A 23,452-nucleotide genomic window follows, 5' to 3' on the forward strand; every position below is an offset into this window, starting at 1 on the left:
GCCCTGTAGCCGAGCAGGATTTTTTAAAGGCTGGCAGAATTGTGCCCTTGTCTGTCTTCGCAGCGCTCGTCGAGCCAGGAAATCCCCATGAAAATGAAAACCGCCCTCTTGATCGTCAACCCATGCGATGACGAAGAAGACAACATGGCCATGCTCTGCTGCCATAGCGAACAGGGCGAAATGTTCCTGATGAGCCGCTACCCGGATGAAGACGAACTGGAAATCACCCTCGACGGCGAGCCTTCGACCCTGGAGGGCGTGAAAGTCACCCTGAGCCCTTCCCTGCTGAAGATTGAAATTGCGGCGGCAGATGCCGATGCGCTCAATGGGGATGATGTGCTGGAGATCACCTTTGATGCCGACATGACGGATCTGGCTGAAGTGGAAGAAACCCTGCAGAACATTCTCAAGGGTACTGGCACCTATATCAGTCAGATTTGATGGTGTCTGGGCGGGTGCTTTCGCGAGCGAGCCCGCTCCCACAGGGTCCTGATGTGTTACGCAGATCGCAAGCCCGCCACCGATACTGTGGGAGCGGGCTTGCTCGCGAAGAGGCCCGAAAGAACACCACCAGCCTGAAACCTGTAGAAAGTTCCTACAACGATTACCAACCATTTCCTGCACTTTGCACAAAATGCCGTTAGTCGCCGCCCCCCGCGATGGATTAAAGTAACGCCCCCAGCCCTGGCGCATTTTCGAACGTCCTCGGCCACCCTTTTGCAGGAACAGTCATCGATGGAACATCGTGAAGCGCTGCTCGCGCTGCGAACCTTTCTTTCAACGCAGATTCTCGGCCAGGAAAAACTCATCGAGCGCTTGCTCATCGCCCTGCTCGCCGACGGCCACATGCTGGTCGAGGGCGCCCCTGGCCTGGCCAAGACCAAGGCCATCAAAGAACTCGCCGAAGGCATCGAGGCCCAGTTCCACCGCATCCAGTTCACCCCCGACCTGTTGCCGGCCGACATTACCGGTACGGAAATCTACCGCCCGGAAACCGGCAGCTTCGTGTTCCAGCAAGGGCCGATCTTCCATAACCTGGTACTGGCGGACGAAATCAACCGCGCCCCGGCCAAGGTTCAGTCGGCCTTGCTCGAAGCCATGGGCGAGCGGCAAGTCAGTGTCGGGCGCAGCACCTATGAGCTGTCGCCGCTGTTTTTGGTGATGGCCACGCAAAACCCCATCGAGCAGGAAGGTACCTATCCGCTGCCAGAAGCCCAACTTGACCGGTTCCTGATGCACGTGAAAATCGGCTTTCCCGATGCCGCTGTCGAGCGCCGGATTCTGCAGCAAGCCCGTGGAGAAGCCCTGAACGGCGAAGCGAAGCCTGAGCGTCGGGTTACTCAACAGACGATTTTTGTCGCGCGCAAGGAAATCCTCGGTTTGTACATGGCCGACGCCGTGGAGGAATACCTGGTGCAGCTGGTCATGGCCACCCGCATCCCGGCCAAGTTCGACCCGGAGATGGCCGAGTGGATCGCCTATGGCGCCAGCCCGCGCGGTTCGATTGCCCTGGACCGCTGCGCCCGTGCCCACGCCTGGCTGGCCGGCCGCGACTTCGTCAGCCCCGAAGACATCCAGGCCGTGCTGTTCGACGTGTTGCGCCATCGCATCATTCTTTCCTTTGAAGCCGAAGCCGCTGGCATCGATCAGGACCGGGTGGTCCAGCGGATTCTCGACGTCGTAGCCGTCGCTTGACCCCGATGAACGCCAGCCTGCCGCCCGAGCCGGGCATCCGTGTCAGCCTCGCCGACCTGATCGAGATGCGCCATCGCGTGCGTGAAGTGCAATTGTTTTCCACGCCGAGCCAGCGCAGCCCGCTGATCGGCCTGCACCATTCAAAACTGCGCGGACGTGGCGTCGACTTCGATCAGGTGCGGGTCTATCAGGCCGGCGACGATGTGCGCACCATTGACTGGCGCGTGACTGCCCGCACCCAGGAACCCCACACCAAGCTGTTCCACGAAGAACGTGAGCGACCGATCTTCATCATGGTCGAACAAAGCCGCCGGCTGTTTTTCGGCTCGGGCCTGATGTTCAAGTCAGTGCTCGCCGCCCAGGCCGCGAGCCTGATCGGTTGGGCCGCCCTGGGGCACAACGACCGGGTCGGCGGGCTGGTGTATGGCGACAACGAGCACTACGAAATCAAGCCTCGGCGCAGCAAGCAAAGCCTGCTGCAGTTGCTCAACCGGCTGGTGCGGGTCAATCAGTCGCTCAATAGCGAAAGCGAGCCGGACCGCGACGCCTTTGGCATTGCCCTGCGCCGTGCCCGGGAAGTGTCGCGCCCTGGCAGCCTGGTGATCGTGATCTGCGACGAACGCGCCCTTTCGGACAGCGCCGAGCAACAGCTGAGCCTGTTATCGCGCCACTGCGACCTGTTGCTGCTGCCGTTGTCCGATCCGCTGGATCATGCCCTGCCCGCCGCAGGTCTGTTGCGTTTCGCCGAACGCGGCGCACAACTGGAACTCGACACGCTGAATTTCGATCTGCGCCAGACTTACCGGGCCCAGGCCGAAGCACGTATCGCCCGCTGGGAACTGCTCGCGCAGAAACTACGGGTGCTGATGATGCCGTTGAGCACTCAGAGCGAGATGGTCGAGCAATTGCGCGAATACCTGAACCCACAGAAACCGGGGAAAGGCCGATGAGCAGCCTTGATCAACTGCAACCGCTGATATCCCCGCCACCGGTGCAATTCTGGCCTCCGGCACCGGGTTGGTGGTTACTGCTGCTCGTGATCCCGCTGATCGGTCTGGGCCTGTGGAAGCTGCGTCGCTTCATTCCACACAAACGTCCCGTGGTACGTGCCGAACAGCCGCTTGACCCGGTACGCCTTGCGGCCCTGGCCGAGCTGGCACTGATGCCCAAGCCTTACGACGGTGCGCCGGCCGGTGCCTGGCTGCAGCAACTCAACGGCTTGCTCAAGCGCCTGTGCCGCAACCATTATCCTTACAGCCAGAGCCACACCCTCAACGGCCGCAAATGGCTGGCGTTCCTCGACAATCGCTGCCCGGCGGCCGGCCTGACCCGCTGGATGGTGCTTGTCGAAGGCGCCTACAAACCCGAATGCAAACTCGACGACAAGGCCATCGCCGGCCTGACCCAAGCCGTCGAAACGTGGATTCGCAAACATGTTTGAATTCGCCTGGCCGTGGATTTTTGCCCTTGCGCCGCTGCCGTGGCTGATGCGCATCGTATTGCCGGTGGCCGACAGTGGTGAACCGGCACTCAAGGTCAGCTTCCTCAGCGATCTGGAAGGTCTCGCCGGGCGACGCGCCCGGGCCAACCTGCCAGCCTGGCGCCAGCAGGCACCGTTCATCCTGCTGTGGCTATTGCTGCTGGTCGCGGCGGCTCGCCCGCAGTGGCTCGGCGAACCCATGCCAATTGCCGCCAGCGGACGTGACCTGCTGGTGGCAGTGGATGTTTCCGGGTCCATGGATTTCCCTGACATGCAATGGCAGGACGAAGACATCAGTCGCCTGTCACTGGTCCAGCATCTGCTCGGAGACTTTCTCGAAAGCCGCGAAGGTGACCGGGTCGGGCTGATCCTGTTCGGCAGCCAGGCCTACCTGCAGGCACCGCTGACCTTCGACCGCCACACCGTGCGCGTCTGGCTCGACGAGGCGCGCATCGGCATCGCCGGCAAAAACACCGCCATCGGCGATGCCATCGGTTTGGCCCTCAAGCGCCTGCGTTTGCGTCCGGCCACCAGCCGCGTGCTGATCCTGGTGACCGATGGCGCCAACAATGGCGGTGAAATCGACCCCCTCACCGCAGCGCGACTCGCCGCCAAGGAAGGCGTGAAAATCTACCCGATCGGCATCGGCGCCGATCCAGAGCAAAGTGGCACGGTCGGCTTTCTCGGCGTCAATCCGAGCCTGGACCTGGACGAACCGTCCCTCAAGGCCATCGCCGAGGCCACGGGTGGCCAGTATTTCCGTGCTCGCGACGGCAAAGAGCTGCAGGCGATCAAGGACACCCTGGACCAACTGGAGCCCGTGGCCCAGCAACCCACCCAGGCCCGCCCGACTCAAGCGCTGTACCACTGGCCACTCGCCCTGGCGCTGTGGTTGAGCATGCTCCTGGTGGCCCCCGTGCTCTGGCCGGACAACCCCTTGCAACGCCTGTTTACCAAGGACCTGTTCTTGCAAACCCAACTGCTGCCTGACTGGCGTCAGCGTCTCAAACGCCTGCGCCTGCGGAGGCGTCGATGAGTGCGCTGTGGCCGTACTGGTTCCGCCCCTGGTGGCTGCTGTTGCTACCGGTGCTTGGCTGGTTGCTCTGGCAACTCTGGCACCGCAAGAAGCGCGCCGGGCGCTGGCAAATGATTCTGCCACCGGCCTTTCACGCCGCACTGCTCAGTGGCGGCAGTGGCCGTGACAGTAAACTGCCTTGGATCGCCCTCGGTCTGGCATGGCTGTTGACCGTGCTCGCCCTGCTCGGTCCGGGCTGGCAGCGTGTCGAGCAGACCAGTCAAAAGCCCGCCGACCCGCTGGTGGTGGTGCTCGAACTGACCCCGGAAATGCTCGCCACCGACGTCATGCCCAACCGGCTTGAACAGGCTCGACGCAAGTTGTTCGATCTGCTGCAGATTCGCAGCGACGCGCAAACCGCCATCGTCGTCTACGCCGGCAGTGCCCACACGCTGGTACCGCTGTCGGATGATCTGTCCACCAGCCGCAATCTGCTGGACGCACTGAAGCCGTCGTTGATGCCAGAGGCCGGGCATCGCGCCGATCTGGCGGTGCTCAAGGCGCTGGCGCTGCTCGAACAAGCGGCGCTGGGCGACGGCCGGATCCTGCTGATCGGTTCGTCCTTGACCGAACAGGAACGGCTGGGCATTCGTCACGCGCTCAACGGCAAATCGACTCAATTTCTGATGCTTGGCATCGGCACCGCCGAAGGCTCGCCCATCACCCAGGAGGACGGCAGTTTCCTCAAGGATGAACAAGGGGCCATTCTCGTGCCGCGCCTGGACGAGCCAGGCTTGAAAAGTTTTGCCAACGACCTGGATGGAAGCTTTCGCCAGGCACGCCTGGACGACAGTGACCTGCATGCCCTTGGCCTGTTCGACGGCCCACGCCACCTGCGCAACGATGGTCAGACCCTGCGCCTGGACACTTGGGCCGATCAGGGTTACTGGCTGTTGCTACCGCTCCTGTTGCTGGCGGCCTGCGCGGGACGTCGTGGCTGGCTGCTGTTCCTGCCGCTGCTATTGGCGCTGCCTCAACCGAGCTACGCCTTCGACCTCGTCGACCTGTGGTTGCGTCCCGACCAACAAGGCGTACACCTGCTCAAGCAAAAGCGCCCGGCCGAAGCCGCGCGGCGCTTCGAAGACCATCAGTGGCAAGGCGTGGCGCTCTATGAAGCCGCAGACTATGCCCGCGCCGCCGAGCGGTTCGCAGAAGGCAACGATGCCCACGCCCACTACAATCGAGGCAATGCCCTGGCCAAAAGCGGTGAGCTGGAGGCGGCCCTGGACGCGTACGAACAGGCTCTGGAACGTCAACCGGATTTGCGCCCGGCGCTGACCAACAAGGCGCTGGTAGAGGAGCTGCTCAAGCAGAAAAACAGCTCGCCCGCCCCGGAACCGGACCCTTCTGGCAGCGACGAACCCCAGGCCATGCAACAACAGACTCCACCTGGTGTTTCATCGCTGTCTTCGGAAAACGGTGAGCCGCAGGCGCAGGAACCGCCGGCCGACTCCAACACCGCGCAACCGCCGGTGTCGCCGCCCAGACCGGGTGCCAATGAAGTGCCCGGCAGCGAGTTGGGCGACGAACAACACACCACGCCGCCCTTGCGCCCTGCCACCGACAGTATCGAAGGTGAACAGCGTCAGGCACTGGAGCAGTGGTTGCGGCAGATTCCGGATGACCCCGGTGAGCTGCTGCGGCGAAAATTCTGGTACGAACAGCAACAACATCAGGATCAGGAAAAAACTCGATGACCCGCTTCACCGTTTTATTGCTCGCGCTGATGCACGGCCTGTTGCTCTGCTCTATCCAGGCGCAGGCTGCAGAGCTGGCCGCCAGTGTGGACCGCACTCGCCTGAGCTCAGGCGAGACGGTCGAGCTGACCCTGGAGTCCACCGACGTGACACAGTTCGGCAAACCCGACCTGACACCCCTGGAGCCGTTGTTCGAAGTGCGCGGCACCCGCCAGGTCAACCAGTTGAATACCCTCAGCGGTGAAAACCAGGCCGCCACGCGCTGGATCATCACCCTCCTGCCGCGGCAAAACGGCAGCGTCGTGATTGCGCCACTGCAACTGGGCGAACTGCAGAGCCAGCCGATCACCCTGCAAGTGGTCGAGAGCGAAACACCGGACACCCCGAACAAACGCGCCCCGGTGTTCATCGATGCCAGCCTCGATCAAACCAGCGTGTACGTTCAGGCCCAGGCCGTCCTGACCCTGCGCATCTACCACTCGGTGTCGCTGTACGACGACAGCAGCCTGCCACCCTTGCAGATACCTGACGCACGCATCGAACAATTGGGCGACTCACGCACCTACGAAAAAGACATCGATGGCCTACGCCACGGCGTGATCGAAATGCGCTACGCGATCTACCCGCAACACAGTGGCGAACTGATCATTCCGGCACAGATCTTCAACGCGGCGCTGGTCGACGCACAACCGGTACAGGACAGCGCCGCCCAGGGAGCGAAATCCGGCAAGCTGATGCGCGTCACCTCGACCGAACTGCTGTTGACGGTCAAGGCCAAACCCATCACCTGGCCGGCCGATCTCCCCTGGCTGCCTGCGCGCAGCCTGACCCTGAGCGAAAGCTGGAACCCGGAGCCGGACCACACCCAGGTCGGCGATTCACTGACCCGCAGCCTGACGGTGACGGCCGAAGGCTTGTCCAGCAGCCAACTGCCACCGCTGCCCGGCACCGATGTCGGCGGGCTGCGCCGCTACCCGGATCAACCGGTGTTCGGCAACCAGAACAGCGAACGCGGCCTGGTCGGCAGCCGTGAAGACCGCGAGGCCCTGGTGCCGACACGGACCGGTGCCATCGAGCTGCCCACCGTCGACGTAGTCTGGTGGAACACTTTCGAAGACCATCTGGAACACAGCAGCCTGCCTGCCCGCACGCTGCACGTGGCGGCCAACCCGAGCCTGGTGGTCGACACCCCGGCCGGCGCGTCTGCGGTCCAGGCCAGCGCCGACAGCGAAGCCCTGTGGCGCTGGAAGCTCAGCACCTTGTTTCTGGCCTGCACCACCCTGCTCGGCTTCGGCCTCTGGTGGCGTGGCCGCTGGCAACCGGCGGTGGCGCGCACCGCCCAAACCGGCCCGAGCCCGCGCACCGTACTCGACGACCTCAAGCGTGCCTGCCTGGCCAATGATTCCCACGCCACCCGCCAGGCCCTCGACGCCTGGGCCCGGCAACAACCGGAAACCCTGGCCGACATGGCCGCCCGCTTCGTGCCCCTGTCCAATGCCCTCGACGGCTTGAACGGCGCGCTCTACAGCGAAACCGGCCAGTACTGGCAAGGTGACGAGCTGTGGCGGGCGATCAAGGCGATCCCGATGGCCGAACGGGTGCAGGATGTGGTTGGCGAGAGTGGGTTGCCGCCGCTTTATCCGAAATAGAACCCTTCGCCGGCAAGGATGCATTTGTGGCGAGGGGGCTTGCCTGTGGCGAGGGAGCTTGCTCCCGCTCGGTCGCGAAGCGGCCGTAAATCCTTACAGCTCGGTATGCCTGAAGGAATCAGGGGGGCCGCTTCGCGACCGAGCGGGAGCAAGCTCCCTCGCCACAGAACTCCATACCACAAGAAATTCGGTGTGCAACCACACCCGACCGGTTTACCAGTAAACTCTCCCCCCTTTCGCCGCCTTCATTTTTCACGCGGCCACCACCTGTTTTTTGTACCGGAGTCCGCCTTGCGCTTGTTTCACACCTCCGACTGGCACCTGGGGCAAAACCTGCACGGCCAGGATCGCGATTTCGAACACGGCTGTTTTCTTGACTGGCTGTTGCGCCAGCTGAAGCTGGATCAGCCGGATGTGCTGTTGATCGCCGGCGATATCTTCGACACGGTCAACCCGCCGGTCAAATCTCAGGAGCGGCTCTACGACTTCATCGTCAGCGCCCACGAGCAGCAGCCGTCGCTGACCATCGTGATGATCGCCGGCAACCACGATTCCGGCTCGCGGATCGAGCTGCCGGCCCCCTTGATGCGGCGCTTGCGCACCCATGCGCTCGGTCGTGTGCTGTGGCTGGATGACGGACAGCTGGATGCCGAGCGCCTGTTGTTGCCGTTGCCTGACGCCAGTGGTGAAGTCACCGCCTGGTGCCTGGCGCTGCCGTTCCTGCGCCCGGCGGAAGTCACCGGCGCGCACTTGGGCGACAACTACCTGCGCGGGATCGGTCAGGTGCACGAATGGCTGATCGAAGCGGCCAACGCCAGGCGCACGCCAGGCCAGGCACTGATCGCCATCAGCCACGCGCACATGGCGGGCGGTTCGGTGTCGGAAGACTCCGAGCGCAGCCTGATCATCGGCAATGCCGAAGCCCTGCCCGCCAGCCTGTTCGGACCGAGCATCAGCTACGTTGCCCTGGGCCACCTGCACAAACCGCAGAAGGTCAACGGCGAGGAGCGCATCCGCTACAGCGGCTCGCCGATTCCGCTGTCGTTCTCCGAGATCAGCTATCAGCACCAGATTCTCGACATCACGCTCGACGGCGAAACCCTGGTCAGCGTCGAGCCGAAACTGATTCCCCGCGCGGTCAACCTGCAACGCATCGGTCCGGCGCCCTTGAGCGAGATCCTGCTGCAGCTGGCGGACCTGCCGGACATCGACCTGTTGGCCGACATCCAGCGCCAACCCTGGCTGGAGGTGCGGGTGCGCCTCGATGAGCCGCAGCCCGACCTGCGCAATCAAGTGGAAACCGCCCTGCAAGGCAAGGCCGTGCGCCTGGTGCGCATCGCCGCCGAGTACGCTGGCAACGGCAGCCGTGACGGTGCCGATGAGGGCAGCACGCTGATCGAACTGGACCAGCTCACGCCCCAGGAGCTGTTCAGCCGTGCCTGGCAGGACAACTACGGCAGCGAGGTCGACGAGCAGACCCTCAAGGACTTTGCCGAGCTGTTGCAAGACGTGCAGATGGAGAGCGAACAGCCATGAAAATTCTCGCGATCCGCCTGAAAAACCTCGCCTCCCTGGCCGGGCCCTTTGAAATCGACTTCACCGCCGAACCCTTGGCCAGTGCCGGACTGTTCGCCATCACCGGCCCCACCGGCGCCGGTAAAAGCACGTTGCTCGATGCTTTGTGCCTGGCGCTGTTTGGCGCCGTACCACGCCTGAACAACACCGGCCGCGACGCGAAAGTGCCGGACGCCGACGGCGAAATCGGCACCGGTGACCCGCGAACCCTGCTGCGGCGCGGCACCGGTGAAGGCTATGCGGAAGTGGATTTCGTCGGAGTCGACGGCCGCCGTTACCGCGCCCGCTGGGAAGCCAACCGCGCCCGGGACAAGGCCGCCGGCAAGCTGCAGGCCAGCCGCCAGAGCTTGCGGGACATCGATCAGGACCAGTTGCTGGCCAGCCAGAAAGGCGAATACAAGGCTCAGCTCGAAGCCGCGCTGGGGCTGAACTTCGAACAGTTCACCCGTGCCGTGCTGCTGGCGCAAAGCGAGTTCAGCGCATTCCTCAAGGCCGACGACAACGACCGCAGCGAACTGCTGGAGAAACTCACCGACACGGCGCTCTACACCCGACTCGGTCGTCGCGCCTTCGACAAGACCAAGGAGGCTCGCGAGGTTCACAAGCTGCTGCAGGATCAGGCCAGCGGTGTGACGCCGCTGGCGCCGCAGGTCCGTGCAGAACTGGATGCGCGCTTCAACGAAGCGCAACAACAGCAGAAATTGCAGCAGGCACAACTCAAACAGCTTGAGCAGCAGCACACCTGGCTCAAGGATTTGCGTCAGTTGCAGGACGCTCAACTCGCAGCGACCGAGCAACTTCAAAGCGCCCAACAGCACTGGGAAGGTCTGGCCAGCGAACGCTTGAAGCTGACACGGCTGGAACAACTCGGCCCGCAACGGCACCAGTTCGCCCGCAAAACCGAACTCGATGCACTGCTGACGCCACTGGCCGCACAGGTTGCTGCCCATACCCGGCAGCAGCACGAACTGACTGAACGCCAGACGGTGCTGGAGCAAAACCTCTCGGCCACACAAATCGCCCTGAGCGAAGCCCAACAACGACAAACCGACAGTGCTCCGCTACTGCGTCAGGCCTTCGAAGAGCAAAGCACCCTCGCCCGCCTGGCCAGGGACGCCGCCCTCAGCGCCGAGGCGAAGCACAACGCAGAACAAGCCTGCGCCCAAGGCCAAAGCGCCATTCAAGCCTTGCTGGAAAAGCAGCACCAGGTTGCCGAACGTTTGCAGCGTATCGCCACCGAGCTTGAACAAAGCGCCCATCTGGCGCCGCTCAGCGACGCGTGGAATGCCTATCGGGATCGCCTGCAACAGTTGATGCTGATCGGCAATCGCTTGAACAAAGGCCAGGCCGAGCTGGCGACCCTCGAACAAAACGCCACCCGCTTCGGCGAAGAACTCGCCTTGCAAAAGCAGCAACTTGAAGTGCTGTTCAAGGAGGCTGGTGCGGAGCCGGACGCCGTGGCCGAGCAGATCGGCATCCTCGGCAACCTGTTGCAGGACAACCGTAAACAGCTGCGCGCCATCGAAGACCTGACGCGGCTGTGGGCCAGCCAGCAGGAACTGGACAAGCGCGGCGCCGAACTGCAACAACGCCAACTCGCCGCGCAACAGGAACGTGAGGGCCTGACTCAGGACGGGGTGAAAACCAAAGCCGAACTGACGGTCGCCGAACAAACCTTCAACGTCACCCGGGAACTGCTCGAGCGCCAGCGTCTGGCCCGCAGCGCGAGTGTCGAAGAGTTGCGCACGCAGTTGCAGGACGACCAGCCGTGCCCGGTCTGCGGCAGTCACGAGCATCCTTACCATCAGCCCGAAGCGCTGCTGCAGAGTCTCGGTCGCCACGACGAAAACGAACAGGCCCGGGCGCAGCAAGCGGTGGACCAGCTCAAGGAAAAGCTCACCGAATTGCGCGCCGAGGTGGTGGGCGTCATCGCCCGGCAAAAGGAGCTGCTGCAACAACAGGAGCAACTGGACGCCCAACAACAAGCCTTGGCACCGAGCCTCGACGCTCACCCACTGGCCGCACAACTTCTGGACCAGGACGCCGAAAAGCGCGACGCCTGGCTGAGCCGGCAAAACGATCAGTTGAACCAGAGCATCACTCAGGACGAACAGCGTCAGCGCGCCCTGCTCACCCTGCAGCAGGACGCCGCGCGCCTGACCCAGCAATTGCGCCACGCCGAAACCGCGCATCAGCAAGCGGCCCAGCACCTGAGCAACCAGCAGCGCGAACTGAGCAGCGACCGTCAGCGGCTCGACGAGGAGCTCACCGCGTTCGGCAGTCTGCTGCCGGCCGAAACCCTCGAAGCGCTGCGGATGGAGCCTGCTGCGACGTTCATGCAACTGGATCGGCAGATCGCCGAACGCCTCACACAGCTCGATCAGCAGAAGGAAGAACTTGCCGAGCAGCAACAGCGTCAACAGACGCTTGAGAAAGAACAGGATCGCCAGCAAACCCGCGTGCAACAGCAGCAAATCGCCGAGCAACAATTCACTGCACTGGCCGAACAGCAAACGGCTTGCCAGCTCCGACTTGCACAACTGCTGGGCGAGCACGGCAGCGCCGAGCAGTGGCAGCAAGGGCTGGAAAACGCCGTAGAGCAAGCACGCAGTGCCCAGGCAACAACGGCGCAGGAGCTGCAGCACGTAAGTACGCAACGGGTGCAGATCGCCGCCGAACTCAAGGCGCAGCAGGAGCGTTTGCAAGCGCTGGAAAACGAAGATCGCGATCTCACCGACAAAATCGCCGACTGGCGCGGCCGACATCCCGAGCTGGATGACGGTGGCCTCGAAGATCTGCTGCGGGTCGACGACACGCAGGTCAGCGAACTGCGCCAACGCTTGCAACACAACGAAAAAACCATCGAACAGGCCAGGGTGCTGCTGCAGGAGCGTGATCAGCGCTTGCTCGATCATCAAGCCCGGCACAACGGCCATCTCGATGCCGAGCAACTCGCCACCGCCCTCACCGACCTGCAACATCAGTTCGCCGTCAGCGAGCAGCACTGCGCCGAACTGCGCGCCGAGCAGGTCGAAGACCAGCGCCGGCAGAACGCCAATCAGGCCCTGGCCCAACAGATTGCCGACGCCTACAACGAGTATCAACGCTGGGCACGCCTGAATGCGTTGATCGGGTCCGCCACCGGCGACACCTTCCGCAAGATCGCCCAGGCCTACAACCTCGACCTGCTGGTGCATCACGCCAACGTGCAATTGCGCCAACTGGTGCGCCGTTATCGCCTCAAGCGCGGCGGCAGCATGCTCGGGTTGCTGGTGATGGACACCGAAATGGGTGACGAACTGCGTTCGGTGCATTCGCTGTCCGGTGGCGAGACTTTCCTGGTATCACTGGCACTGGCCCTCGGCCTGGCCTCAATGGCATCGAGCACGCTGAAAATCGAGTCGCTGTTCATCGACGAAGGCTTCGGCAGCCTCGATCCGGAGTCCCTGCAACTGGCCATGGACGCCCTCGACGGCTTGCAGGCCCAGGGCCGCAAGGTCGCGGTGATTTCCCACGTACAGGAAATGCATGAACGGATTCCGGTGCAGATTCAGGTCCGCCGCCAGGGCAACGGCCTGAGCACCCTGGAGGTGAAATGAACACGCTGTATTCCTTCCGCCGCTGCCCGTACGCCATGCGCGCACGCATGGCCCTGCGTTATTCGGCAGTGGCCGTGGACATCGTCGAAGTCAGCCTGAAGGCCAAGCCCGCCGAGATGCTCGCGCTGTCGGGCAAAGGCACGGTGCCGGTGCTGAGCGCCGATGGCCGGGTGATCGACGAAAGCCTCGACATCATGCGCTGGGCCCTGGCGCAGAACGATCCGCAAGACTGGCTGCTCAAGGATGATCCTGATGCAGCGGCGCAAATCGCCCTGCTGATCGAACAGAACGATCAAGTGTTCAAGGTGCACTTGAACCGCTACAAGTACGCCGAGCGTTATCCCGAGCAGCCGATGGAGGCGTATCGCGCCGAGGGCGAGGTGTTTTTGCAAAGGCTGGAGGCGTTGCTGGAGGGACGCGACTATTTGCTGGCCGACCATCCAAGCCTGGCCGACGTGGCGCTGATGCCCTTCGTACGCCAGTTCGCCCACGTCGACCGTGAATGGTTTGCGCAGACGCCGTATCGGCGGTTACAGGACTGGTTGCAGCGGTTTCTGGAGTCTGAACTGTTTACCAGTGTGATGCGCAAGTAAGCACACCGACACTGTGGCGAGGGAGCTTGCTCCCGCTGGGCTGCGAAGCAGCCCCAAATCCATTGCACTCAATTCTTCAGGTAAACCATATCAACCGGTTTACGACTGCTGCGCAGCCGAGCGGGAGCAAGCTCCCTCGCCACAAAGGATTCAGTGACCAGCAGGGTTCAAGCCAACACCTCACACATCCCGATCGCCGAGCAATCCACATGGAACGGGCCGAAAACCACGCCTTCGGTCCTGATCGGCGGGTTGCCGGCCAGCATGCCCTGTGCGTTGGCATTTTCGATGTTGCGGGCAATGTTGTGATTGGCTTCGATGGCGCGTGCCACCGAGCCCGCCGAGCCCTGCCCGATCCCCAGCAGGGAGGATCCGTTGGTCATGAACGCCAGGACAGCGATGACCCAGAGTCTGTGCCCTTTCATGCGCCGGCGACTCCTGCGAGTTCAGCCTGATCACCGCTGGCGTTTTGCGCACGGTGGTCAAACTGGATGCCGGGATGAGCGACCTGGATCGGTGCTTCGAAGCTGGATTGTGACTGGGCGGACAGGCTGACCAACAGCACCATGGCAAGGTACAGGCCGATCGCTACATAAGCACCGTATTTGGCAGAAGTGAGAATTGCGCTGGCCATGATGTTCTCCACAGGCATGTTTCAATGCCCACAGAATCGATCAAAACAGCCTGGGTCACCACTCAGGGTTATCCATAGTGATCATCAGCTTCGTTGATCATCAAGCCAGACTATTTCAGTCTTCGATAAAACTCATCAAACGCTCGCGCGCAGCATCCGGTTCACCGGAAACAGCGTCGGATGCCGACAAAATAGGGGTGGAATAGAGAAACAGAAGAACCAATGCCAGACGCGTCACCATGCTGCCGATCCTTGCCGTGAGGAGGAGTCAAAAAATCAGCGTCAATTTAAACGCATGGCCATGTGATATCAAGCGGGACATTGATAGCAAAATGATGCTGTCGCAAATGCGTTATGCAGGAGCGACATCACTCTGATCGTTTTCGACACCTGCTTTTCAGCATCAGGCGCTTCGATCATCAGTGACTTCGCTCCTGCATAAAGGCAGGGGGGGAAGTTCAGGCTTGGTTCTTGTGATCCAGCGCGGCGTAGAAGTTGGCGCTCTGTTGCAGGTATTTCTGGGTGTAGCTCTGGGTGTGGGCTTTTTTGTCGCTGATTTCAACGTTGGCACTGGCTGGCAGCGCAACGGTGGCAGAAATGGCGGAAGCGGCGATGACAGAGAAGATGTTGAAGTTCATGGCGGTATTCCTCGGATTCAGTTGGCTTGCTTGCCCGGTGGGGCCGTGGAGCAAACTTAACCCTCGAGGGTTCATGCCTTGAAATGCTTTGTAGCAGTACCAGATATCAGCGCCATTGATAAAAGCAGGCAGGCCCCGTCAACCGGGGCCTGCGGCTTATTGACGCAGCAGAAACTTCAGGTCGCTGGGGGCGTCCATCGGCAGTTTTTGCACGGTTTTACCCAACAGACCGCTCTTGGCGTCGCGTTCGACGACGACAATCTGGTTGCTCTTCTGGTTGGCGATCAACAGGAATTTGGCGCTCGGGTCGAGGCTGAACTCCCGCGGATGCTCACCTTCTACCGCCCGGCGTTGCAGCTCGGTAAGGCGTCCGGTTAGCGGATCAATGGCAAACACCAGCAGTTGATTGGCCGTGCCACGGTTGCTGACGTAGAGGAACTTGCCATCGGCCGAGGCATGCAACGCGGCGGCTGCCTTGTCCGAGACGGGTTGCCCGGCAGCCAGGTCGACCATCTGCGTCTGCTCTAGCGTGCCGTCGTGGTAATCGAACGCCGCCACCTGAGCGCTCATTTCCATGGTCAGCCAGGCGTGTTTGCCATCGGCGCTGAACAGCAGATGACGCGGTCCGCTACCGGGCGGCAGTTGCACGAATGCCAGGTTGCCCGGGGTCAATGGCAGCTGCGGATTGGCCTTGGGGTCGAAACGGTAGGCAAACACCTTGTCGGCGCCAAGGTCGATGGAGAACACGTATTTACCGTCCGGCGACGGGATGGACGAATGTACGTGGGCCGAGGCCTGGCGCTCGGGGTTGACCCGGCTCGCCGGGTGGCTGCTCATCTGCACCACCGGTTTTAGCTTGCCATCGGCCGCCACCGGCAGCACCGCGAGAGTACCGCCGGGGTCTTCGGCCACCGAATAATTGCTGACAAACAAATGGCTGCCATCAACGCTGAGACTCGAATGGGTCGGCTCGTTGCCCAGGCTTTGTACCTGGCTGATCAGGCTCAGCCCGTGGGTCTTGGGATCAATCGCATAACTGCTGACGCGCCCGACCGGATCAACCTGGCCCGGGCCGTTTTCGTTGACCACGAACAGGTGTCGCTGGTCTTTCGACAGGGTCAACCACGATGGATTTTCGCTTTTCACCACTTGCAAGGGCCTGGCGTTGATCTGCCCGGTGGTGCTGTCGAACGCCAGGCGGTAGATGCCTTGGCTTTGCCCGGCGGTGTAGGAGCCCACCAGCAGTTGATAGTCCTCGGCGGATGCGGCCTGGACGCCCATCGCGCCGATGCTGCCGGCCATCAACAGTGGCCAGAGGTTACGCATCGTCTTGCGCGTCTTCGCCGTCATCGTTGTCACCGCGGTATGCGGTCATGCACACCAACCGGTGCTCACCGGATTCACCGGTAATCAGCCAGCTTTGCAGGGTTGGATCGAAGCTCGCCGCCTGGATTTGCGCCGGCGTGAACTCCCAGTGCTTGGCCGCGCGGCCATCCATGCATTCGATGTGCAGGTTGTCGAATTCATCGAGGGAGAATTCGAAAGCGTGCAAACCGTCGATTTCCACCATATCGCAGTGTTCGAGGACGTTGAGCAGGGTGTCGGTTGCGGAAGTCATGGCAGTCAATCTTTGAATGGGAAAGCACCAATGATAGCGCAAGCACCCGACCAAAGTTTCACACAAAACTGTGGGAGCGGGCTTGCTCGCGAAGGCGGTTTATCATTCAACATCTCTGTTGGCTGACACTCCGCTTTCGCGAGCAAGCCCGCTCCCACAGGGATTGTGGTGAGTCGTTACAACGCCTCGCGGGACGATTGGCCATCCACCAGCCGCTGGATGCGCAGCGGATTGCCGTTCTTCAGCGCGTCCGGCAGCAAACTGTCCGGGTAGTTCTGGAAGCACACCGGGCGCAGGAAACGATCGATGGCCAGTGTACCCACCGATGTACCGCGCGCATCGGAGGTTGCCGGGTAAGGCCCGCCGTGGACCATCGAATCGCAGACTTCCACGCCAGTCGGATAGCCATTGAGCAGGATGCGTCCGACCTTCTGCTCCAGCAATGCCGTCAGCCCGGCGAACTGCTCGACGTCTTGCGGCTCGCCAATGACGGTGGCGGTCAATTGGCCATGCAAGCCGTTCAGGGCGGCCGTCAGTTGCGCCTGATCCGCGACCTCGACCACCACGGTGGTTGGCCCGAACACTTCCTCTTGCAGGACTTCATCGCCATCGAGCAGCAGGCGGGCATCGGCTTTGAACAGCTGCGGCTGGGCCTGGTTGCCCTGCTGCGGATCGCCGGCCAGGTGCTCAATCCCCGGATGCGCCAGCAGTTTTTGCACGCCTTGACCGTAGCTGCCCAGGGTGCCGGCATTGAGCATGGTTTGCGCCGGTTGGTCGCCCATCAGCCCGGCCACTTGCTGCACAAAGGCACTGAACGACGCCGAGCGAATGCCGATCACCAGACCCGGATTGGTGCAGAACTGCCCGCAGCCCTGCACCACCGAAGCCGTGAGGTCCCGGGCAACCGTGTCGGCCCGCACCTGCAATGCCTGGGGCAAGACAATCACCGGGTTGATGCTCGACATCTCGGCGAACACCGGAATCGGTTGCGCACGTGCCGCGGCCATGTCGCACAGGGCTCGCCCCCCCTTGAGCGAACCGGTGAACCCCACGGCCTGGATGGCCGGATGCTTGACCAATGCCTCGCCGACACCCCCGCCGTAGATCATGTTGAACACACCGGCCGGCATACCCGTTTTTTCCGCAGCGCGAATGATCGCATCGGCCACCTGCTCGGCGGTGGCCATGTGGCCGCTATGGGCCTTGAACACCACCGGGCACCCGGCGGCCAGCGCCGAGGCGGTATCGCCACCGGCGGTGGAGAACGCGAGCGGAAAGTTGCTGGCACCAAACACCGCCACAGGTCCCAGGCCGATGCGGTACTGACGCAGGTCCGGACGCGGCAACGGCTGACGCTCAGGCAATGCCCGGTCGATTCGCGCGCCGTAGAAATCACCGCGACGCAGTACTTTGGCGAACAGGCGCATCTGCCCGCTGGTACGCCCACGTTCGCCTTGAATCCGGCCTGCGGGCAACGCCGTTTCGCGGCAGACGACAGCGACAAAGTCGTCACCGAGGGCATCCAGTTCATCGGCGATGGCATCGAGAAACTGCGCCCGTCGCTCCGCGCTCAGGCTGCGATAGGCCGGATAGGCGATCGCTGCTGCGTGGGCCGCCGCATCGACCTCCTCCGGTGTCGCCTGAGAAAAATCGTGGGGCAAGGCCTCCCCCGTCGACGCATCGACACTCTGCAACTTGACGCTGCCGGCGGCGCTACGTTGGCCGCCGATGTAGTTGTGACCAAGAATCCGGGTCATGGACAAGTCCTCAAAGTGTGCCGACGGTGCCGGGCTCGAAAGCCGCCGGGACCGGTGCGATGCCATTGATCAATGGTGCGCCGAACTCGGCCTGGGTGATCTCGAACACGTCACCCGGTCGGGTGCGAATGCCGTCGGCAAAGGACAGGGTCGCGGTGCCGAAGAAGTGAATGTGCACGTCCCCCGGGCGCAGGAACTGGCTGTACTTGAAATGATGGAATTCCAGGTTGGCGAGGCTGTGGCACATGTTCGCCTCGCCACTGAGGAACTCGTTCTGCCACAGCACTTCGCCGTTGCGCAGGATGCGGCTGGTGCCCGCCAGATGCTGCGGCAGCTCGCCCACCCGCAGTTCCGGGCCGTAGCTGCAGCTACGCAGTTTCGAATGGGCCAGGTACAGGTAGTTCTTGCGCTCCATGACGTGGTCGGAGAACTCGTTGCCCACGGCAAAACCCAGGCGATACGGCTTGGCGTCGTGACCGATCACGTACAGGCCGGCGATCTCCGGTTCTTCACCGGCATCTTCGGCAAACGGTGGCATTGGAAACGGCTGGCCTGGCCTTACGACGATGCTGCCATCGCCTTTGTAGAACCATTCCGGTTGCACGCCGGCTTGATCCGCCGCCGGCTTGCCGCCCTCCACGCCCCATTTGAATATGCGCATGGTGTCGGTCATCGCGGTTTCGTCGCCACTTTGCTGGTGCATCTTGTCCCGGGCCGACGCGCTGCCCAGATGGGTCAGGCCCGTACCGCTGACCAGCATGTGCGCCGGGTCCGCATGATCCAGCGGCGGCAGGATGCGCCGTTGCGTCAGCAGATCGGCATAGTCATGGCTGATGCCCAGCCCCAGGCTCTGCACCTGTTGTTCAAGGCTCGCGCCCGCTTCAATCGCCGCCAGTGCCAGGTCGCGAACAGTGCGCGCGTCTTGCACTTCACGGACCAGGCCGTTGTCGACCACACCGACACGGCGTTCGCCGTTACTCAATTCGAATTGAACCAAACGCATGAATTTTCTCCTGTAAAACAAAACTTCAAATCACCGCAGAACCAATGTGGGAGCGGGCTTGCTCGCGAAGAGGCCGTCATACCCGACATCACCAGTGACTGACACTCCGCTTTCGCGAGCAAGCCCGCTCCCACATTTGGTCGGTGTGAACTCTCAAAATCAGGTACGGGAAGCCCCACGCGCACTCGCCGCAAACTCATCGGCCGGCAACACGTGCTTGCGTTCCAGCAAGCGATACACCACACCGGTCAACACCAGCCCGAACACCATCACGCACGACAGGAAATACAGGCCCGAAGCCAGGTTGCCGGTGTATTCCTTGAGTGCGCCGATCACGAATGGGCCGAGGTAGCCGCCGAGGTTGCCCACCGAGTTGATCAAGGCGATCCCCGCCGCCGCACTGGCGCCGGCAAAGAAGCGGCCCGGCAAGGTCCAGAACACCGCCGTGCAGGAGAACAACGCGAATGCCACCAGGCACAGTGCCGCCAGTTGCAGCACCGGCACCGACAGCCAGGCGCTCAGAAACAGGCCGATCGCACCCAGCACGTAAAGCACGGCGAGGTGGCCGTAGCGGTCATTCAAGCGGTCGGAACTGCGAGGAATGATCAGCAGGCCGACGATGCCGAAGATGTACGGCACCGCGGAAACGAAACCGGTCACCAGGTCGCTGCCGCCGAACTGCTTGATCAGGGTCGGTAACCATAAGCCGAGGCCATAGATGCTCAGGGTCACCGGCAGGTAGAACAGCGCCAACAACAGGACGCGCTTGTCCTTGAGGGCGTGCAGCGGATTGCCGTGACGGGTCTGGCCATACGCGTCCAGGTCCTTTTTCAGCTCGCCGCTCAGCCAGTCTTTTTCCGCCTGGTCCATCCACTTCACTTGCTGCGGGCCGTCCGGCAACCAGCGCAGCACAGGCCAGGTCAGCAGGATCGCCGGGATGCCAATGACAATGAACAGCCACTGCCAGCCGTGCAGCCCGAGCACGCCGTCCATACCCAGCAGGCCGCCGGACACGGGGCCGGTGATCATCATCGCAATGGGTTGCGAGAGGATGAACAGCCCGAGGATCTTGCCGCGATGGCGCACCGGGAACCATTGGGTGATGTAGTACAGAACACCGGGAAAGAAACCGGCCTCGGCGGCGCCGAGCAAAAAGCGCATCACATAGAAGCTGTTCGGCCCCTGGACGAAAGCCATGCCGATGGTGATGGCGCCCCAGGTGAGCATGATCCGCGCGAACCAGCGCCGTGCGCCAAAGCGGTCGAGCATCAGGTTGCTGGGGATTTCCAGCAGGAAGTAGCCGATGAAGAACAGCCCGGCACCCAGTCCGTACGCCGCATCGCCCAGACCGATGTCGGCGCCCATGTGCAGTTTGGCGAAGCCCACTGCGGAGCGGTCCACGTAGGCGATCAGGTACAGCAGGATCAGGAAGGGAATCAGTTTCAGCGTGATGCGACGGATAAGCCGCAGTTCCTGGCTCATGAGATCGGTCTCCGATTGTTGTTGTTATGGAACCTCGGGGGACGCCTCTCGCGAAAAATCCGCCAGGACCATCCCTCCGTTTGAGCGGACTATATAGTAATACTATTTGCGCAACAACACTTCCAAACATCGCAATTTGCGCTTATGTTACGCCTCAGCTCGAACAATATAGTCATACAATAAGAGAACCGATCATGTCTGATAAGAAACCCACCCTGCGCTCCGCCCAATGGTTTGGCACGGCCGACAAGAACGGCTTCATGTACCGCAGCTGGATGAAGAATCAGGGCATTGCCGACCACCAGTTCGATGGCAAGCCGATCATCGGCATCTGCAACACCTGGTCGGAACTGACTCCGTGCAACGCGCATTTCCGCCAGATTGCCGAGCACGTCAAACGTGGTGTGATCGAGGCCGGCGGCTTCCCGGTGGAGTTCCCGGTGTTCTCCAACGGCGAATCCAACCTGCGTCCTACCGCCATGCTCACCCGTAACCTGGCAAGCATGGACGTGGAAGAAGCCATTCGCGGCAACCCGATCGATGGCGTGGTGCTGCTGACCGGTTGCGACAAAACCACCCCGGCACTGCTGATGGGCGCCGCCAGTTGCGACGTGCCGGCCATCGTCGTCACCGGCGGGCCGATGCTCAACGGCAAGCACAAGGGCAAGGACATCGGCTCCGGCACCGTGGTCTGGCAGCTCAGCGAACAGGTCAAGGCCGGCACCATCAGCATCGACGACTTCCTCGCGGCCGAGGGCGGCATGTCCCGCTCGGCCGGCACCTGCAACACCATGGGCACGGCCTCGACCATGGCCTGCATGGCCGAAGCACTGGGTACCTCCCTGCCCCACAACGCCGCGATCCCGGCCGTGGATGCGCGCCGTTATGTGTTGGCGCACATGTCCGGCATGCGTGCCGTGGAGATGGTGCGTGAAGACCTGAAACTGTCGAAGATCCTCACCAGGGAAGCCTTCGAAAACGCCATTCGCGTCAACGCCGCCATCGGCGGTTCGACCAACGCGGTGATTCACCTCAAAGCCATCGCCGGGCGCATTGGCGTGGAGCTGGACCTCGACGACTGGACCCGTATCGGTCGCGGCATGCCGACCATCGTCGACCTGCAACCGTCGGGACGCTTCCTGATGGAAGAGTTCTATTACGCCGGTGGCTTGCCGGCCGTGCTGCGTCGCCTCGGCGAAGCCAACCTGATCCCGAACCCGAATGCCCTGACCGTCAACGGCAAATCCATCGGCGAGAACACCAAAGACGCGCCGATTTATGGCGAGGACGAAGTGATCCGCACCCTCGACAACCCGATCCGCGCCGATGGCGGCATCTGCGTCTTGCGCGGCAACCTGGCACCGCTGGGCGCCGTGCTCAAGCCGTCCGCCGCCACGCCGGCACTGATGCAGCATCGCGGTCGCGCGGTGGTGTTCGAGAACTTCGACATGTACAAGGCGCGGATCAACGACCCGGAACTGGACGTGGATGCCAACTCGATCCTGGTGATGAAGAACTGCGGGCCGAAGGGTTATCCGGGCATGGCCGAAGTGGGCAACATGGGTTTGCCAGCCAAGCTGCTGGCCCAGGGTGTGACCGACATGGTGCGCATTTCCGATGCGCGCATGAGCGGCACCGCGTACGGCACTGTTGTCCTCCACGTCGCCCCCGAAGCCGCTGCCGGTGGACCGCTGGCCGCAGTGAAAGAAGGCGACTGGATCGAACTCGATTGCGCCAGCGGCCGGTTGCACCTGGATATTCCGGACGCCGAACTGGCCGCGCGCATGGCCGACCTGCAACCGCCGCAGAATCTGATCGTCGGGGGATATCGTCAGCTGTACATCGACCATGTGCTGCAAGCGGACCAGGGTTGCGACTTCGACTTCCTGGTCGGTTGCCGTGGGGCTGAAGTACCGCGTCACTCCCACTGATCACCTCCGCCCCCTGTGGGAGCGGGCTTGCTCGCGAAAGCGGAGTGTCAGCCTACGCATATGTTGTCTGACCCACCGCTTTCGCGAGCAAGCCCGCTCCCACATTTGATCTACGCCCGCCTCAAGATTGTGCCGCGCCTGCTATCATGCGCGACACCAATTCGCACAGGACCGCGTCGCTCCCCATGGATTACCGCAAACCCTCCGACCGCAAAAGCATGCACTCGCGCATCGTCCAGGAACTGGGCATGCAGATCGTCTCGGGACGTTTCCTGCCGGACGACAAACTGCCCGCCGAAGCGCTGTTGTGCGAAGAGTATGCGGTCAGCCGGCCGGTGCTGCGCGAAGCCACCCGAGTATTGGTTGCCAAGGGTCTGGTGTATTCCCGCCCGCGCGTCGGGACTGTGGTCAAGCCACGCAAGGACTGGCACATGCTCGATCCGGACGTGCTGCACTGGCTGATGCAGAGCAGTCCGCAGAACCAGTTTTTCGACCTGCTGACCAGTGTGCGCAGCATCATCGAACCGGCCGCTGCCGCCCTCGCCGCGCAATTCGCCACCGAGGCGGACATCGCGTCCATCGGTGAGGCCTACCAGCGCATGGAAGCCGCGCCGACACCGGAGGCGCTGTTGCAGCCGGACCTGGACTTCCACAGTCGCATCGCCGACGCCACCCACAACGACTTGCTGGCCAATCTGTGCAACATGCTCTCGGTGGCGATTGCCGAAGCCTTGAAGCATTCGAACCAGCGACCGAACCTGCATGAACTGGCGCTGCCGCGGCACAAGGCGATTCTCACCGCCATCGAGAACCGTGATGCTCTGGGCGCACGGCATGCGACGCTGGTGCAGCTCGATGATGCGCGTAGCGCGTTGAATGTGGTGTTGGGTAGCGATCCTGCCTGATCACCGTCCCCTTGTAGGAGCGAGCTTGCTCGCGATAAACCGCAGAGCACCGCGGGGCATCTGCCAACCAGCGTTTTCGTTGACGACCATCGCGAGCAAGCTCGCTCCTACAGGGGCTGGT

General features: G+C 62.4%; 21 protein-coding genes. 12 read left to right on the plus strand and 9 right to left on the minus strand.

Annotated elements, in window-relative coordinates; translation table 11 throughout:
* Nucleotides 1-87 precede the first annotated feature (87 nt).
* The 10 genes from AC3WN7_RS07090 (at nt 88) to AC3WN7_RS07135 (ending at nt 13,363) form a co-directional block, all read left to right on the plus strand.
* A complete protein-coding gene (locus AC3WN7_RS07090; protein WP_095967021.1) occupies nt 88-441 on the plus strand; it encodes a hypothetical protein in 354 nt (117 codons plus the stop codon).
* Nucleotides 442-735: 294 nt separating this feature from the next.
* Nucleotides 736-1,695 carry an AAA family ATPase gene (locus AC3WN7_RS07095; protein WP_015095342.1) on the plus strand — a complete coding sequence of 320 codons (960 nt, stop codon included), beginning with the start codon at nt 736-738 and terminating at the stop codon, nt 1,693-1,695.
* Between the two features lie 5 nt (nt 1,696-1,700).
* Nucleotides 1,701-2,645: a DUF58 domain-containing protein gene (locus AC3WN7_RS07100; RefSeq protein WP_007979925.1), complete on the plus strand. Its 945-nt coding sequence runs from the start codon at nt 1,701-1,703 to the stop codon at nt 2,643-2,645.
* A complete protein-coding gene (locus AC3WN7_RS07105; protein WP_095967019.1) occupies nt 2,642-3,136 on the plus strand; it encodes a DUF4381 domain-containing protein in 495 nt (164 codons plus the stop codon). The genes AC3WN7_RS07100 and AC3WN7_RS07105 overlap by 4 nt, the downstream gene beginning before the upstream one ends.
* Entirely contained in the window at nt 3,129-4,211 is a 1,083-nt protein-coding gene (locus tag AC3WN7_RS07110; protein WP_095967018.1) for a vWA domain-containing protein, read from the plus strand. Before AC3WN7_RS07105 ends, AC3WN7_RS07110 begins: the two co-directional genes overlap by 8 nt.
* On the plus strand, nt 4,208-5,947 hold the full coding sequence (locus tag AC3WN7_RS07115) for a VWA domain-containing protein (RefSeq protein ID WP_095967017.1): 1,740 nt from the start codon (nt 4,208-4,210) through the stop codon (nt 5,945-5,947). The genes AC3WN7_RS07110 and AC3WN7_RS07115 overlap by 4 nt, the downstream gene beginning before the upstream one ends.
* A complete protein-coding gene (locus AC3WN7_RS07120; RefSeq protein WP_095967016.1) occupies nt 5,944-7,596 on the plus strand; it encodes a BatD family protein in 1,653 nt (550 codons plus the stop codon). The genes AC3WN7_RS07115 and AC3WN7_RS07120 overlap by 4 nt, the downstream gene beginning before the upstream one ends.
* Before the next feature lie 291 nt (nt 7,597-7,887).
* Entirely contained in the window at nt 7,888-9,132 is a 1,245-nt protein-coding gene (locus AC3WN7_RS07125) for an exonuclease SbcCD subunit D C-terminal domain-containing protein (RefSeq protein ID WP_095967015.1), read from the plus strand.
* The gene (locus tag AC3WN7_RS07130) at nt 9,129-12,770 is read left to right on the plus strand and encodes an AAA family ATPase (RefSeq protein ID WP_102673588.1); all 3,642 of its coding nucleotides are present in this window, start codon (nt 9,129-9,131) and stop codon (nt 12,768-12,770) included. The genes AC3WN7_RS07125 and AC3WN7_RS07130 overlap by 4 nt, the downstream gene beginning before the upstream one ends.
* On the plus strand, nt 12,767-13,363 hold the full coding sequence (locus AC3WN7_RS07135) for a glutathione S-transferase (protein ID WP_102673589.1): 597 nt from the start codon (nt 12,767-12,769) through the stop codon (nt 13,361-13,363). The genes AC3WN7_RS07130 and AC3WN7_RS07135 overlap by 4 nt, the downstream gene beginning before the upstream one ends.
* Nucleotides 13,364-13,530: 167 nt before the next feature.
* Here AC3WN7_RS07135 and AC3WN7_RS07140 read toward each other — a convergent pair whose 3' ends face one another.
* The 9 genes from AC3WN7_RS07140 to AC3WN7_RS07180 form a co-directional block, all read right to left on the minus strand.
* On the minus strand, nt 13,531-13,788 hold the full coding sequence (locus AC3WN7_RS07140) for a hypothetical protein (protein ID WP_102673590.1): 258 nt from the start codon (nt 13,786-13,788) through the stop codon (nt 13,531-13,533).
* Entirely contained in the window at nt 13,785-13,997 is a 213-nt protein-coding gene (locus AC3WN7_RS07145) for a hypothetical protein (RefSeq protein WP_102673591.1), read from the minus strand. The genes AC3WN7_RS07140 and AC3WN7_RS07145 overlap by 4 nt, the downstream gene beginning before the upstream one ends.
* 115 nt (nt 13,998-14,112) lie before the next feature.
* On the minus strand, nt 14,113-14,238 hold the full coding sequence (locus tag AC3WN7_RS07150) for a hypothetical protein (RefSeq protein WP_007979948.1): 126 nt from the start codon (nt 14,236-14,238) through the stop codon (nt 14,113-14,115).
* Between the two features lie 217 nt (nt 14,239-14,455).
* Nucleotides 14,456-14,635 (minus strand): hypothetical protein, encoded by a 180-nt coding sequence (locus AC3WN7_RS07155; protein WP_102673592.1) that lies wholly within the window; start codon nt 14,633-14,635, stop codon nt 14,456-14,458.
* 156 nt (nt 14,636-14,791) lie between these two features.
* A complete protein-coding gene (locus AC3WN7_RS07160; RefSeq protein WP_102673593.1) occupies nt 14,792-15,961 on the minus strand; it encodes a lactonase family protein in 1,170 nt (389 codons plus the stop codon).
* Entirely contained in the window at nt 15,954-16,253 is a 300-nt protein-coding gene (locus tag AC3WN7_RS07165) for a DUF5629 family protein (RefSeq protein ID WP_172435746.1), read from the minus strand. Before AC3WN7_RS07165 ends, AC3WN7_RS07160 begins: the two co-directional genes overlap by 8 nt.
* Nucleotides 16,254-16,429: 176 nt before the next feature.
* Nucleotides 16,430-18,010 (minus strand): aldehyde dehydrogenase (NADP(+)), encoded by a 1,581-nt coding sequence (locus AC3WN7_RS07170; protein WP_102673594.1) that lies wholly within the window; start codon nt 18,008-18,010, stop codon nt 16,430-16,432.
* Between the two features lie 10 nt (nt 18,011-18,020).
* Complete coding sequence (araD1, locus tag AC3WN7_RS07175) at nt 18,021-19,013, minus strand: AraD1 family protein (RefSeq protein WP_095967009.1); 993 nt, start codon at nt 19,011-19,013, stop codon at nt 18,021-18,023.
* 159 nt (nt 19,014-19,172) lie between these two features.
* Nucleotides 19,173-20,495, minus strand: a complete 1,323-nt coding sequence (locus tag AC3WN7_RS07180) for an MFS transporter (RefSeq protein ID WP_102673595.1) — start codon at nt 20,493-20,495, stop codon at nt 19,173-19,175.
* A gap of 194 nt (nt 20,496-20,689) precedes the next feature.
* Here AC3WN7_RS07180 and AC3WN7_RS07185 point away from each other — a divergent pair, with 194 nt between their 5' ends.
* Complete coding sequence (locus tag AC3WN7_RS07185) at nt 20,690-22,426, plus strand: IlvD/Edd family dehydratase (protein WP_095967007.1); 1,737 nt, start codon at nt 20,690-20,692, stop codon at nt 22,424-22,426.
* 185 nt (nt 22,427-22,611) lie between these two features.
* On the plus strand, nt 22,612-23,331 hold the full coding sequence (locus AC3WN7_RS07190; RefSeq protein WP_032829613.1) for a FadR/GntR family transcriptional regulator: 720 nt from the start codon (nt 22,612-22,614) through the stop codon (nt 23,329-23,331).
* The last annotated feature ends 121 nt before the right edge of the window (nt 23,332-23,452 follow it).

Source organism: Pseudomonas sp. FW305-70 (assembly GCF_058783925.1).

Excerpts from the sequence above, each read along its gene's own strand:
- AC3WN7_RS07100 (WP_007979925.1), top strand. The coding sequence starts at position 1,701 with ATGAACGCCAGCCTGCCGCCCGAGCCGGGCATCCGTGTCAGCCTCGCC.
- AC3WN7_RS07105 (WP_095967019.1), top strand. The coding sequence starts at position 2,642 with ATGAGCAGCCTTGATCAACTGCAACCGCTGATATCCCCGCCACCGGTG.
- AC3WN7_RS07185 (WP_095967007.1), top strand. The coding sequence starts at position 20,690 with ATGTCTGATAAGAAACCCACCCTGCGCTCCGCCCAATGGTTTGGCACG.
- AC3WN7_RS07110 (WP_095967018.1), top strand. The coding sequence starts at position 3,129 with ATGTTTGAATTCGCCTGGCCGTGGATTTTTGCCCTTGCGCCGCTGCCG.
- AC3WN7_RS07120 (WP_095967016.1), top strand. The coding sequence starts at position 5,944 with ATGACCCGCTTCACCGTTTTATTGCTCGCGCTGATGCACGGCCTGTTG.
- AC3WN7_RS07160 (WP_102673593.1), bottom strand. The coding sequence starts at position 15,961 with ATGCGTAACCTCTGGCCACTGTTGATGGCCGGCAGCATCGGCGCGATG.
- AC3WN7_RS07135 (WP_102673589.1), top strand. The coding sequence starts at position 12,767 with ATGAACACGCTGTATTCCTTCCGCCGCTGCCCGTACGCCATGCGCGCA.
- AC3WN7_RS07155 (WP_102673592.1), bottom strand. The coding sequence starts at position 14,635 with ATGAACTTCAACATCTTCTCTGTCATCGCCGCTTCCGCCATTTCTGCC.
- AC3WN7_RS07150 (WP_007979948.1), bottom strand. The coding sequence starts at position 14,238 with ATGGTGACGCGTCTGGCATTGGTTCTTCTGTTTCTCTATTCCACCCCT.
- AC3WN7_RS07115 (WP_095967017.1), top strand. The coding sequence starts at position 4,208 with ATGAGTGCGCTGTGGCCGTACTGGTTCCGCCCCTGGTGGCTGCTGTTG.
- AC3WN7_RS07170 (WP_102673594.1), bottom strand. The coding sequence starts at position 18,010 with ATGACCCGGATTCTTGGTCACAACTACATCGGCGGCCAACGTAGCGCC.
- AC3WN7_RS07180 (WP_102673595.1), bottom strand. The coding sequence starts at position 20,495 with ATGAGCCAGGAACTGCGGCTTATCCGTCGCATCACGCTGAAACTGATT.
- AC3WN7_RS07130 (WP_102673588.1), top strand. The coding sequence starts at position 9,129 with ATGAAAATTCTCGCGATCCGCCTGAAAAACCTCGCCTCCCTGGCCGGG.
- araD1 (WP_095967009.1), bottom strand. The coding sequence starts at position 19,013 with ATGCGTTTGGTTCAATTCGAATTGAGTAACGGCGAACGCCGTGTCGGT.
- AC3WN7_RS07095 (WP_015095342.1), top strand. The coding sequence starts at position 736 with ATGGAACATCGTGAAGCGCTGCTCGCGCTGCGAACCTTTCTTTCAACG.
- AC3WN7_RS07090 (WP_095967021.1), top strand. The coding sequence starts at position 88 with ATGAAAATGAAAACCGCCCTCTTGATCGTCAACCCATGCGATGACGAA.
- AC3WN7_RS07190 (WP_032829613.1), top strand. The coding sequence starts at position 22,612 with ATGGATTACCGCAAACCCTCCGACCGCAAAAGCATGCACTCGCGCATC.
- AC3WN7_RS07165 (WP_172435746.1), bottom strand. The coding sequence starts at position 16,253 with ATGACTTCCGCAACCGACACCCTGCTCAACGTCCTCGAACACTGCGAT.
- AC3WN7_RS07145 (WP_102673591.1), bottom strand. The coding sequence starts at position 13,997 with ATGGCCAGCGCAATTCTCACTTCTGCCAAATACGGTGCTTATGTAGCG.
- AC3WN7_RS07140 (WP_102673590.1), bottom strand. The coding sequence starts at position 13,788 with ATGAAAGGGCACAGACTCTGGGTCATCGCTGTCCTGGCGTTCATGACC.